Raw genomic sequence first — 13,421 nt, 5'->3', positions numbered from 1 at the left:
CTCCACCCCACCCGTCCCGGCTGTGCCGGGCCACCCTCCCCATCAAGGGGAGGGAAAACCACTTCAAACCACAAAACTTATCGACGTTCCCCAAACCCCGTTTATCCTCATCCCACCTTTTCACATCACCGGCGCCGGCGCGACGAACGTCCGGGGTGAAGGGGGACCGGGTTCCTTGGGGGTCGCCTCAGGGAAGGCCAAAACTGTGCCGCGACCAGCCTGCCCCCGAAGGCAGGTGTACTTCCGAAAGGAAGCGGGGATGGGCCCCAGCGCAGTTAAGAGCACAGGCCACGCCAAAAATCCCGGTTGCATGAGACGGTGTATGTCTCATTTGTTTTAACTCTCAGACGGGCCATGCACCGTCTCATGCCGCCTGATTATCAACACCGTGGGTCTTTGGGCCTGACGGGGGCTTTGGGGTGCGCGCGATTACGGTGACCGCATTCTCTCACCACTCCCATCGTCATCCCCGCGCAGGCGGGGATCCAGTGCACCGCGTCGGCGGTGCGGGGGATGTCTTTCGCGGGCAGGACTGCCCGCTGCTGGATTCCCGCCTGCGCGGGAATGACGTGGTGGATTGGACGAAGGAACAAGGACAACAAATGGCCCCTCCCCCTTCCTTCTCCCTCGGGCCTGACCCGAGGGGCCATACGATACCGGCCACACCGCATGGATGCCCGGATCAAGTCCGGGCAAAAAGGAGTGAGGGGCCAGATCTCGCCCAACCCCTCCCCCTGAGCCTGTCGAAGGGCGACGGTTCCAGCACCGCACCCGCCCCATCCTTCGACAGGCTCAGGATGAGGACACTGGCAACCCCAAATCCCCCCAACCGGCATTTCCACTTCCTCAACCCAAAACCATTATCCTTGCCCCATGACCGATATCGCCTTTCGCGCCGACAAACAGATTCAGTCCCTGATCGCAGCCTGGCTCACCGATTTGCGCAGCGTGCGCCGGCTCGCGCCAAAAACGCTCGAGGCCTATACCCGTGATCTTGGCCAGTTCATCGCCTTCATGAACCTTCATACCAGCGGCCCCGTCACCCTTCAGACTCTCCGCGATATGCGCCCCGGCGATATCCGCGCCTTCATGGCCGTCCGCCGCACCGGGGACGTGCATTCCCGTTCCCTCGCCCGCACCCTTTCGGCCCTGCGCGGATTTTTCGGCTATCTTGAACGCCAGTCAATTCTCGCCAATCCGGCCATCAGCGCCATCTCCACCCCGAAACAGCCGCGCACACTGCCCAAGGCTTTAACCATCAACGAAGCCAAATCCGCCATCAGCGCCACCGCCGAACTGGAGGACAACCCCTGGGTCGCCGCCCGCGACATGGCCGTCCTCTCGCTTTGCTATGGCAGCGGCTTGCGCATTTCCGAGGCCCTGGCCCTGACCCGCGCCGATCTGGAGAGCACAGCCATGCGCGTGACCGGCAAAGGCGGCAAGGTCCGTCTCGTGCCCCTGATCGGGCCTGTCCGCAAGAGCATCGACACCTATCTCAGCCTCTGCCCGTTCGCCCTCTCGCCAAATGATCCCATGTTCCGGGGCGAAAAAGGGGGCGTGCTGTCACCCCGGTTGATTCAGTTGCGTGTCACCCAATTGCGGTCGGCCCTTGGCCTGCCGCCTTCCGCCACGCCGCATGCCTTGCGCCATTCTTTCGCCACCCATCTGCTTGGTCGCGGCGGCGATCTGCGCGCCATTCAGGAACTGCTTGGCCACGCCTCGCTATCGACCACCCAGATTTATACCAAGGTCGATACGGAGCAATTGCTCGACAGCTATCGCAGCGCCCACCCTCGCTCGTGAGCGCCGGTCATGTCTTGCCAGTGTTAAAAGATGGGTATAGGCAAAGCGCATGATCACGCAGCGCATTCGCATCGCGAACATTCAGCTCCTCGGCATTATCAATGGCCGGGGCGCGTGCACATGATCCAGTAAAATCATCGCAACGCAACCGGCCCCGCTTCAAGCGGCTGGCCCCGGTTCGCGGTGTTCAGGTGCAAGAGCGGGGTAACAAGGAATAAACCCGGATGTCCCAGACCGCTCAAATACCCCCCAAAGCCCAAACAGAAGCACCCCCTGTCAGCCGCTGGATCGGCTACACGCTCGGCGCGCTCGGCGCAGCCTTCTTTGCCACCAAAGGCATCGTCATCAAGCTGGCCCTGATCGAGAATGTCGATGCGCTCACCACCCTGACATGGCGCATGATTATTGCGGTACCCTTTTTCGCGCTGATCGGCTGGATGGGTTATCGCGACAAACGCCGCAAACAGCCCGACCTCAAGATCGCCCCCATAACCCTCGTCAAGGCAGGCCTTGTGGGCATGGTCGGCTATTATGTCGCCAGTTATCTCGATTTCGCCGGGCTGGAATATATCACCGCCCAGCTTGATCGGCTGATTCTACTGACCTACCCGTTCTTCGTGGTATTGTTCGGGGCGATCATTTTCCGGCGCAAAGTGTCTGCGGCAATGGTTGCAGCCCTTGTGGTTTCCTATAGCGGACTGATCATGATTTTTGGCCATGAACTGCAACTGGGAGGCGCCGATGTGATCATTGGCAGCGCGCTGGTATTGGGTGCCGCGATTTCCTTTGCGGCCTATCAATTGCTCGCCAAACCGCTGATTGATCAATTGGGCGCACGCCTTTTCACCTCGGTGGCCATGTCTGCCGCCGGTTTTGCCGTGATCACCCACTTTCTTTTTGTGCACCCGCTCAGCGCGCTGGCCCTTGGCCCCAATGCCATGTGGTTGATGTTGGCCATGGGCACGGTCTCCACCGTTTTGCCCGCCTATCTGATTTCCGCCTCGATCGGCATTGTCGGCCCGGAACCCACCGCCATCATGGGCAATGTGTCCCCCGTCATCACCATCACCATGGCGGTCACCATTCTCGGGGAGGTTTTCAGTGTCTGGCACGCTTTGGGCGCGGCCATGGTGCTGATGGGGATTTTCACCTTCACCCGCGCCGAGCGGCGGGTGCAAAAGCTTGCCCAGAAAGTGCCACCGGCGGTCTGATTCAGTTCAAACCGCCGGCTGCGAAATCAATTGTCGCGATAAGGCGCCAGAAACGCCGTAATCGCGGCGATTTCACTATTATGCACTTCGTGCCCGCCATGGTGCCAGTCTGCGGTCACATCGGCATTCTGGCGCTCGAAATAGGCCAGAAGCTTCTCGGTCAGTCCCTCGGGCGAAATCCCGTCAGACCGGCCCGCCGTCACCAAAATCCGCCGCCCGGCAAGACCCGGCTGCGGTGCCGGATCAAACGGGATCAGCGGATGCATCAGCACCGCCCCATCCAGGAGGTCGGGATAGGCGAACAACAGATTGGTAATGATATTGGCCCCGTTCGAATAGCCGAGCGCCAAAGTCTTGCGGCCGCTGTCGCCCTTGAACCCGCGCATGAACTGAGCCAGCTTTTCCGTCCGCAAGGCCAGATCATCCATATCGTAAACGCCCATGCCCGTGCGTTTGAAATAGCGGTTCATGCCCCCTTCACTGACATCGCCGCGCGGACTGACAATCTGCGCGCCCGGAAGGGTCTCCTGAGCAAAGCCATGAAACTGCGTTTCATCGCCGCCGGTTCCATGCAGGGTGAAAATCAGCGGCGCATCGGGAGATGCGCCGCCCTGTTCAAGATAGATATAGCTATCGGTCATTTAAGCCCCCTCGCCATCCAGCGGCTGCAAATGCCCCTCGAGAAAGGCGCGCAAATGCTCATGCTGGCTTGGCAGTTTCAGCGCGGCCCCCAGATGGGCTGTGTCCTCGTCGCGGTCAAAGCCGGGTTCATTGGTCGCCACTTCAAACAGCACGCCGCCGGGTGTGCGGAAATAGATCGCCCAGAAATAATCGCGATCAATCACCGGCGTCACCTGATAGCCCGTATCGAGCAGGGCCTTGCGCACCTCGAGCTGCTTTTCGCGATTATCGACAGCAAAGGCGATGTGATGCACCGACCCTGCGCCAAGCTGGGCACGGGACACATCGGGCATGGTTTCCAGTTCAACAAAGTCCGCGCCATTGCCGCCCGGCATGCCGAAACGGATAACGCCATCAGCCTTGTCGACCGGCTCATAGCCCATGAATTTCAGCAATTCGCCGGTGGCGCCATCATCCTGCAGCCGCATGGTCGCCCCGTGAAAACCACGAATGGCCACATCCTCACTCACCCCGTTTTCCGTCCAGGGTGTGCGGTTGTCATCCTTGACTTCAACCAACGCAAAACTGTCGGCATCGGGTCCGGCAAAAAGCAACCTGTTTTCGCCAAACGCCGTCTCCAGCGCCAGCCCCTCCGCACCCGAATCGGTCAGCCGGGTCTGCCAATAAGGCAACGAGCCCTCGGGAACCGAAAACAATGTCGTGCCCACTTCACCCGTCCCCGGACGGCCGCGGCCAATATCGGGGAACGGAAAATAGGTCATCACACTGCCCGGCGTGCCGGCGCCATCACCATAATAAAGATGATAAACATCCGGCGCATCGAAATTGACCGTCTGCTTGACCCGGCGCAACCCGAGCGTGTCGGTAAAGAACCTGTTATTCTGCCGCGCATCCTTGGCCATCGAGGTGACGTGATGCAGGCCCTTGATCTGCTTGAGCATAGCTAACCCCTTTCGCCGCCCCCAACCGGGAACGGCCTTGGTTTGTGTTACCCATTATATGGCAACAACATTCGGTCAGATAAACTGCACAGACGGAGCAACAGCGTTCGAGCATCACGAACAGCGAAGATAAAGCCTAGATGTGGATGGCCCCCAAACCGCAAGCCAGAGCCGCCTCACGCACCGCCTCGGACAAGGTGGGGTGCGCATGGGTCGTGCGGGCCAGATCTTCGGCGGCACCGCCGAATTCCATCAAAACGGTAATTTCATGGACCATCTCACCGGCATTCTTGCCCACGATATGCCCGCCCAGCACCCGGTCCGTCGTGGCATCGGCAAGGATTTTGACAAAGCCCTGCGGCACCAGCATCGCCTTGGCGCGGCCATTGGCCGAGAACGGGAACTTGCCAACCTTATAGGCAATGCCTTCGGCTTTAAGTTCTTCCTCGGTCTTGCCCACAGAGGCGATCTCGGGATTGGTGTAAACCACGCCCGGGATGGCACCATAATTCACATGCCCGGCCTGCCCCGCCAAAATCTCGGCAAGAGCGACACCTTCATCCTCGGCCTTGTGCGCCAGCATCGGCCCGGCAATCACATCGCCAATGGCATAAACGCCATCGACATTGGTTTTGTAGTGGCCATCAACGGCCACCCGGCCGCGCTCGTCCAGCGTAACGCCCACCTCTTCAAGTCCCAGCCCCTCAGTAAAGGGCTTGCGTCCGATAGCGACCAGGGCCACGTCGGCATTGATCTTTTCCGCGTCGCCGCCTTTGGCCGGCTCGGTCACGGCGACCAGCCCCTTGGCGGTTTTTTCGATCCCGGTCACCTTGGTGCCGAGCTTGAACTCAAAGCCCTGCTTTTGCAGCATGCGCTGGAACTGTTTCGCAACCTCGCCATCCATGCCCGGCAGGATGCGGTCCAAAAACTCAACCACGGTCACCTTGGCCCCGAGCCGCGCCCAGACAGAGCCCAGTTCCAGCCCGATAACACCGGCGCCAATCACCAGCAAATGTTCTGGCACTTTCTTGAGCTCAAGCGCACCGGTGGAAGTGACCACCCGCTCTTCGTCAATCTCGATCCCGGGCAACGGTGTTGAAACCGAGCCGGTGGCAATAACGATATTCTTCGATTCAATCGTCTGGCGCTCGCCCTTGGCATTGATCACATTGACCTTGCCGGGCGCCGCAATCGAGCCATGGCCCTCAAAGGCCGTGATCTTGTTCTTCTTGATCAGATACTCGACGCCGGACGTATTGGCCTTCACCGTATCGTCCTTGTGCGCCATCATCTGCTCAAGGTTGAGGCGCGGCCCGTCGATATCGATCCCGAGCTTGTCGAAATTATGCGCGGCTTCCTCGAACATTTCCGAGGCATGCAGCAGGGCTTTTGAGGGAATACAGCCAATATTCAGGCAGGTCCCGCCAAATGTCGGCCATTTCTCGACCACAGCCACCTTCATCCCCAGCTGTGCCGCGCGAATCGCGCAGACATAACCGCCGGGGCCTGTGCCGATTACCGTAAGGTCGAATGTATCCGCCATGATATTTGCCTTTGAATTGTTATTCAGTTTTGCCGTGTAACCGCGACACGAAGCGCCAGAAAGATCAGGGCTGCGCCCGTGGCCCGATTGAACCATTGGCCGCTGCGATAAAAGCTTTCACGTACTCGTCGGGTGGTAAAAAACAACGAGACCAGTGTGAACCAGACCAGCAGCATCGCACTCATCGACAGCACATAGAACGCTTTATATTCAAGCGCTGTATCCGCCTGAACCAGGGTTGTGAACAGCGCGAGGAAAAACACCACAGCCTTGGGGTTGAGCAGATTGGTCAAAAAGCCGATACCGAATGCACGTCCCGGCCCCATTTCCCGACGCGCCGGCGCGTCGATCGCGGCGGGCGGCGTCGGTGCAGGCGCACGCAGGGCAGAAATCCCCAGCCACACCAAATAGGCCGCGCCCGCGAATTTGAGGATAGAGAACAGCAGGATCGACTGGCTGACCACCAGCCCGATACCCAGCAGCGTATAAGTGCCATGCACGAGGATCGAGGAGGCAATCCCCGCACTGGTAAAAATCGCCGCCTGCCGACCATGGGCAATGGACTGGCGCAAAACCATGGCGAAATCCGGCCCCGGTGCCACCGCACCGATACCGAATGCCAGCATCAAACCAGCATATTCAATCCACGGAAACGCCATTGCGCCAATCCGGTTCTAGAGGTCCAGCACCAGACGCTGGGGATCCTCGAGGCTTTCCTTGATCCGCACCAAAAAGGTCACGGCGTCCTTGCCATCGACAATCCGGTGATCATAGCTGAGCGCCAGATACATCATCGGACGAATGACGATCTCACCATTGACCACGATGGGCCGTTCCTGAATCTTGTGCATACCCAGAATGCCCGACTGTGGTGCATTAAGGATCGGCGTCGACATCAGAGACCCATAAACGCCGCCATTGGAAATGGTGAAGGTACCACCCTGCATATCCGCCATGGTCAACTGACCATCACGCGCAGACCGGCCCAGACGGCCGATTTCCTTTTCAATCTCGGCAATGCTCATTTGGTCAGCATCACGCACGATCGGCACAACAAGGCCTTTTTCAGTGCCAACTGCGACACCGATATGGGCAAAGTTCTTGTAGACCAGCTCATCGCCATCAATCTCGGCATTCACCGCCGGGACTTCTTTGAGCGCATGGGTCACAGCCTTGGTGAAAAAGCCCATGAAGCCGAGCTTCACGCCATGCTTTTTCTCAAACAATTCCTTGTAGCTGCTACGCAAATCCATAACCGGCTTCATATCGACTTCATTGAAAGTCGTCAGCATGGCCGCCGTGTTCTGAGCGTCTTTCAGTCGGCGGGCAATGGTCTGGCGCAGCCGGGTCATCTTCACCCGCTCTTCACGCTCGGCATCGCCGGCGCTTGAAGGCGCGCGGACAGCGGCAGGCGCAGCCTTCGCTGGAGCAGGTTTTGCAATCGCAGCCTGCACGTCTTCTTTCAGAACCTGACCGCGTTTGCCCGACCCCTCCACCGATGCAGGATCAACATTCTTCTCAGCCATCATCTTGGCGGCGGACGGCGCTGCCGGCATTTCGGAAGCGGCGGCTGGAGCCGGTTCGGCCTTTGCTTCAGCGGCGGGCGCTTCTGCTTTGGCCTCGGATTTGGTTTCTGCCTTGGCGGCTGGCGCTGCACCAGCACCACCCTCGGCGACAGCGCCGATCAGTGCGCCCACCTCAACCGTGTCCCCGCTCTCGGCGGAAATCGCCTCGAGCACACCCGCAACCGGAGAGGGTACCTCGATCGTTACCTTGTCGGTTTCAAGCTCCACCAACGGCTCGTCAATCGCGACGGTGTCACCAACCTTTTTGAACCACTCGCCAATCGTGGCTTCGGTCACACTCTCGCCGAGGGTCGGTACTTTAATATCGGTGGACATATTGTCTTCCTTCGATCCTTAACGGGTACTGCCGGAAAACCGGGAACCGTTTCCCTCACCGGCAGTACATAATAACAAATGGTCGTCGCTTCTATTCGCCAAAGGCCTCATCGAGGAAGGCCTGCATTTGCAGCAGATGGTTCCGCATCAGGCCCGTCGCTGTCGAGGCGGAAGCTGCCCGCCCAATATAACGGGGCCGAGCACCGGGCCTGCCCAACTGCTCCAGAACCCATTCAACATAAGGCTGCACAAAAGCCCAGGCACCCATGTTCTTCGGCTCTTCCTGACACCAGACGATCTCCGCATTCGGGAACCGCTGCAATTCATCCAGAAGTGCTTTGGCCGGGAACGGATAGAGCTGCTCAAGCCGCAGCAAATAGACGTCATCGACCCCCTTCTTTTCGCGATCCTCAAGCAGGTCATAATAGACCTTGCCAGTACAAAGGACCACACGGCGTATCTTGTCGTCACCCGCAAGGCGAACCTCGGTCTTGGCAACGCCCGGTGCTTCCGCGTCATCCCACAACAGACGATGGAAGCAACTGTCAGCTCCCAGCTCGTTGAGCCCGGAGACGGCCCGCTTGTGGCGCAATAGCGACTTCGGGGTCATCAGGATCAGCGGCTTGCGGAAGTCACGCTTCAACTGTCGGCGCAGAATGTGGAAATAATTGGCCGGTGTGGTGCAATTGGCAATCTGCATATTGTCTTCTGCACAAAGCTGCAAATAGCGCTCGGGACGGGCAGAAGAATGCTCCGGCCCCTGACCTTCATAGCCATGGGGCAACAACAGAACGAGGCCCGACATGCGGAACCACTTGCGCTCACCCGCGGAGATGAACTGGTCGATCACCACCTGGGCCCCGTTGACGAAATCGCCAAACTGGGCTTCCCACAATGTCAGCGCATTCGGCTCGGCCAGCGAATAGCCATACTCAAACCCGAGCACAGCCTCTTCCGACAGAAGCGAATTGATGACCTCGTAACGTGCCTGCCCCTCAGCAACATTGTTGAGCGGCGTATAGGTCGTATCGACTTCCTGATCGTAAAGCACCGTATGCCGTTGGCTGAACGTGCCCCGCTCGACATCCTGACCGGAGAGACGAACCGGGTGTCCTTCAGCAACAAGCGAGCCGAAAGCCAGCGCTTCCGCAGTGGCCCAGTCGATGCCTTCACCTGACTCGATGGCTTTCTTGCGATTTTCGAGAAAACGCGAGATCGTCCGGTGCGGTGTGAACCCCTCAGGCACTTGCGTCAGCTTGGCACCAATCGCTTTAAGCTGATCTTCCGGAACCCCGGAATCCCCGCGCCGCGGCCCGTCCAGTTCGGCAGTCTTGATGTTTTTCCACGCACCGTCCAGCCAATCGGCCTTGTTCGGCTTGTAGTCCTGGCCACCATCAAACTCGCCATCAAGCCGGGCGCGCCAATCGGCCTTCATCTGGTCGATTTCGTCGCCCGAAACCAGACCTTCGGCAATCAGCTTTTCCGAATAAATTTCCAGCGTCGACTTGTGCGAACGGATACGCTTGTACATCAACGGCTGGGTAAAGCTCGGTTCGTCGCCTTCATTATGGCCAAACCGGCGATAGCAGAACATGTCGATGACAACCGGCTTGTGGAATTTCTGCCGGTATTCGATCGCAATCTTTGCCGCATAAACCACGGCTTCCGGATCGTCACCATTCACGTGCAGAACCGGCGCCTCGATCATTTTGGCAACATCAGTGGGATAAGGTGACGAGCGCGAGTTGATCGGCGATGTAGTAAACCCGATCTGGTTGTTGATCACAAAATGGATCGAACCACCTGTCCGATGCCCTTTGAGTCCGGACAAACTAAAACATTCGGCAACAACGCCCTGGCCTGCGAACGCCGCATCACCATGCAGCAAAAGCGGCAACACTGTTGAGCGATCAGTCTGCTTGGTATCGAAGACGAAATGACCATCAACCGCAGAATGTTGATCTTGCTTGGCGCGGGCCTTGCCCAGAACCACCGGATTGACGATTTCGAGATGCGAGGGGTTGGCTGTGAGGCTCAAATGCACCTCATTGCCGTCGAACTCACGATCAGACGAAGCCCCGAGATGATATTTCACATCCCCTGAACCCTCGACGTCTTCGGGGTAGAACGCCCCGCCCTTGAATTCGTGAAACAGCGCCCGGTGCGGCTTGCCCATCACCTGGGTCAGAACGTTGAGGCGGCCACGATGGGCCATGCCCAGCACGATGTCTTTGACGCCCAGTGCGCCACCGCGCTTGATGATCTGCTCAAGAGCCGGAATCAGGCTTTCGCCGCCATCAAGGCCAAACCGCTTGGTGCCAGTATATTTGACATCAAGAAATTTCTCGAAGCCTTCCGCCTCGATCAGCTTGTTGAGGATCGCCTTCTTGCCCTCGGGCGTGAAGGTGATTTCCTTGTCCGGTCCTTCAATGCGTTCCTGGATCCAGCCTTTGGCCTCGGGATCAGAAATATGCATGAACTCAACGCCAACCGTCGAGCAATAGGTGCGCTTGAGGATCTCGAGCATTTGCGGCACTGTCGCAAACTCAAGTCCCAGATAATTGTCGATAAAAATCTCGCGGCTATAGTCAGCCTCGGTGAACCCGTAGGACGCCGGGTCGAGTTCCGGCGCATCTTCCTGCGTGCTCAGCTTCAGGGGGTCGAGATCAGCATGCAAATGGCCGCGCATGCGATAGGCCCGGATCATCATGATCGCGTGAATGGAATCACGCGTCGCCTGCATCACATCAGCAGCGGACAGTGTCTCGCCGCGTGCACTGGCTTTCTCGGAAACCTTCTTCTCGGTTTTGACGGCGATTTCGCCCCAATTTCCGTCAAAAGCGGATACGAGCTCGCCATTGGCGGCCTGCGGCCAGTCGGCCCGGCCCCAGCTGGGTCCGGCGGCGCTCTTTGCCACATCACCCGGCGCATCATCAAGCTTGCCAAAAAAAGCCCGCCACGTCTCATCGACACTGGCGGGATTGGCCTTATAGCGCGCGTAGAGATCTTCCATATAGGCGGCGTTACCGCCGTATAAGAAGGAGGTAAGCAAGAACAGCTCGTTCTTTTCCTGTCGTGTCATGATTTCTGCGGCGAGGGCCGGCCTCGTCTTCCCTTGATTGCGCGATGCGCATCTGTGACCTGTTTGACTGGTGTCGCAGTCTGACCGCGACACCTTAGTATCTTGTTAACGCTATGCGGAAACGCAATTAGCCTTTCAAGACTTCGACCAGTGTCCGACCGATCTGGGCCGGTGATTTCGAAACCTTTATGCCAGCAGCTTCCATCGCCGCAATCTTGTCCTCGGCACCGCCTTTGCCACCGGAAATTACTGCGCCTGCGTGGCCCATAGTCCGCCCTTTCGGAGCGGTCAAGCCTGCAATAAATCCAGCCATCGGCTTTTTGCGGCCGCGCTTGGCTTCGTCGATGAGGAACTGTGCCGCATCTTCTTCCGCCGAACCACCGATTTCGCCGATCATCACCATGGATTTTGTCGCATCATCCGCCAGGAACATCTCCAAAACGTCGATGAATTCAGTACCCTTGACCGGATCGCCGCCAATACCCACCGCAGTGGTCTGGCCAAGACCTTCATTCGTCGTTTGAAACACTGCTTCATAGGTAAGCGTGCCTGAGCGCGAAACAATACCCACGGAACCCTTGGAAAAGATGTTGCCCGGCATAATGCCGATCTTGCATTCTTCAGGCGTGAGCACACCTGGGCAGTTCGGCCCGATCAGCCGCGAGTTGGATTTCTCCAGCCGCGCCTTGACCTTGACCATATCGAGAACCGGCACACCTTCGGTAATGCAGATGATCAACGGGATTTCCGCGTCAATCGCCTCCATGATCGCAGCGGCAGCCCCTGCGGGCGGCACATAGATCACGCTGGCATTGGCATTGGTCGCCTCGCGGCCCTCGGCCACAGTGGTGAAAATCGGCAATTCAGTGCCATCGAGGCTGCTAGTCCATTTTTCACCACCCTTTTTCGGATGCGTACCACCCACCATCTGGGTGCCGAAATAAGCCAGCGCCTGCTCGGTGTGGAATGTACCGGTCTTGCCGGTCAGGCCCTGCACGAGAACCTTTGTGTCCTTGTTAACGAGAATGGACATGAACTCAGGCTCCCTTTATCGCAGCGACAATTTTCTGCGCCGCATCGTCGAGATCGTTGGCAGAAATCACATTAAGTCCGCTCTCATTGATCATCTTCTGGCCTTCGGCGACACGCGTGCCTTCAAGCCGCACAACCAGCGGCACTTCGAGACCAACTTCTTTGACCGCCTTCAGCACGCCTTCTGCAATCACATCGCAGCGCATGATGCCGCCAAAGATATTGACCAGAATGCCTTTGACCGCCGGATCGGCTGTGATGATCTTGAACGCGGCCGTAACCTTTTCCGCCGTGGCACCGCCACCAACATCAAGGAAGTTGGCCGGCTCTTCGCCATAAAGCTTGATAATGTCCATGGTGGACATCGCCAGACCAGCGCCATTGACCATGCAGCCGATATTCCCGTCGAGAGCGACATAGGCGAGGTCCCATTTGGACGCCTCGATTTCCTTTTCGTCCTCTTCGCTCAGATCGCGCAGTTCGGCGATATCGGGATGCCGGAACATGGCATTGCCATCGAACGACACCTTGGCATCGAGCACCCGCAAATGACCATCGGTCATCACGATCAGCGGGTTGATCTCGAGAAGGCTCATGTCTTTTTCGACAAAGGCATTGTAAAGGATCGGGAACAGCGTGCCGCCATCGACCCGCGCTTCGCCCGAAAGCCCGAAAGCATCCGAGAGCTTGACGATATCCGCGTCGGTGACGCCCGTATCGGGATCGATCACAATGGTATGGATCTTCTCCGGTGTCTCTTCGGCCACCGCTTCAATGTCCATGCCACCTTCTGTCGATGCGACAAAGGCCACACGGCCCGTTTCGCGATCAACCAGAATCGACAGGTAAAGCTCGCTCTCGATATCGGCGCCATCTTCGATGTAAAGACGGTTGACCTGCTTGCCGGCGGGGCCGGTCTGCTTGGTCACCAATGTGTTGCCGAGCATTTCCTTGACGTTGGCCACAACCTCGTCAACCGACTTGGCGAGGCGAACGCCGCCCTTGGCATCAGGGCCAAGCTCGGTGAACTTGCCTTTGCCACGCCCACCGGCATGGATCTGGCTCTTGACCACATAAAGGGGGCCGGGAAGCGATTTTGCGGCGGCTTCCGCCTCATCAGCGGAGAAAATGGCAACGCCTTCGGCAACCGGCGCGCCATATTCCTTCAGCAACGCCTTGGCCTGGTGTTCGTGAATGTTCATATACTTGCCCTAACGACTAAGGTTGGGAAAAATGCGGCGCTTTGAGGAACATGGACTCCATTTT

Annotated in this window: 10 protein-coding genes; 2 read left to right on the top strand and 8 right to left on the bottom strand. The window is 58.2% G+C overall.

The window, feature by feature from the left end:
- Nucleotides 1-873: 873 nt before the first annotated feature.
- Nucleotides 874-1,803, top strand: coding sequence for a tyrosine recombinase XerC (locus tag L1P08_RS11900; RefSeq protein ID WP_303617228.1), 930 nt, complete (start codon nt 874-876; stop codon nt 1,801-1,803).
- Between the two features lie 224 nt (nt 1,804-2,027).
- Nucleotides 2,028-3,014 (top strand): DMT family transporter, encoded by a 987-nt coding sequence (locus L1P08_RS11895; protein WP_303617227.1) that lies wholly within the window; start codon nt 2,028-2,030, stop codon nt 3,012-3,014.
- Between the two features lie 26 nt (nt 3,015-3,040).
- On the opposite strand, the gene L1P08_RS11890 is transcribed toward L1P08_RS11895, so the two are convergent.
- From L1P08_RS11890 to sucC, 8 genes are all read right to left on the bottom strand, one after another.
- Nucleotides 3,041-3,655 carry an alpha/beta hydrolase gene (locus tag L1P08_RS11890; protein ID WP_303617226.1) on the bottom strand — a complete coding sequence of 205 codons (615 nt, stop codon included), beginning with the start codon at nt 3,653-3,655 and terminating at the stop codon, nt 3,041-3,043.
- Entirely contained in the window at nt 3,656-4,597 is a 942-nt protein-coding gene (locus L1P08_RS11885) for a VOC family protein (protein WP_303617225.1), read from the bottom strand.
- A gap of 136 nt (nt 4,598-4,733) precedes the next feature.
- Nucleotides 4,734-6,140 carry a dihydrolipoyl dehydrogenase gene (gene lpdA / locus L1P08_RS11880; RefSeq protein WP_303617224.1) on the bottom strand — a complete coding sequence of 469 codons (1,407 nt, stop codon included), beginning with the start codon at nt 6,138-6,140 and terminating at the stop codon, nt 4,734-4,736.
- Nucleotides 6,141-6,163: 23 nt separating this feature from the next.
- The gene (locus L1P08_RS11875) at nt 6,164-6,799 is read right to left on the bottom strand and encodes a LysE family translocator (protein ID WP_303617223.1); all 636 of its coding nucleotides are present in this window, start codon (nt 6,797-6,799) and stop codon (nt 6,164-6,166) included.
- 15 nt (nt 6,800-6,814) lie between these two features.
- Nucleotides 6,815-8,041, bottom strand: coding sequence for a 2-oxoglutarate dehydrogenase complex dihydrolipoyllysine-residue succinyltransferase (gene odhB, locus L1P08_RS11870; RefSeq protein ID WP_303617222.1), 1,227 nt, complete (start codon nt 8,039-8,041; stop codon nt 6,815-6,817).
- Between the two features lie 91 nt (nt 8,042-8,132).
- Nucleotides 8,133-11,123, bottom strand: coding sequence for a 2-oxoglutarate dehydrogenase E1 component (locus L1P08_RS11865; RefSeq protein WP_303617221.1), 2,991 nt, complete (start codon nt 11,121-11,123; stop codon nt 8,133-8,135).
- A gap of 127 nt (nt 11,124-11,250) precedes the next feature.
- A complete protein-coding gene (sucD, locus tag L1P08_RS11860; protein WP_303617220.1) occupies nt 11,251-12,156 on the bottom strand; it encodes a succinate--CoA ligase subunit alpha in 906 nt (301 codons plus the stop codon).
- A 4-nt stretch (nt 12,157-12,160) separates the two neighbouring features.
- Nucleotides 12,161-13,357, bottom strand: a complete 1,197-nt coding sequence (gene sucC, locus L1P08_RS11855) for an ADP-forming succinate--CoA ligase subunit beta (protein ID WP_303617219.1) — start codon at nt 13,355-13,357, stop codon at nt 12,161-12,163.
- Nucleotides 13,358-13,421 lie beyond the last annotated feature (64 nt).

It is taken from the genome of Mariluticola halotolerans, from assembly GCF_021611515.1.
Classification (GTDB): domain Bacteria; phylum Pseudomonadota; class Alphaproteobacteria; order Rhizobiales; family Devosiaceae; genus Mariluticola; species Mariluticola halotolerans.
The sequence above is the reverse complement of the archived record's forward strand: the minus strand, read 5'-3'. Positions and strand labels throughout refer to the sequence as shown.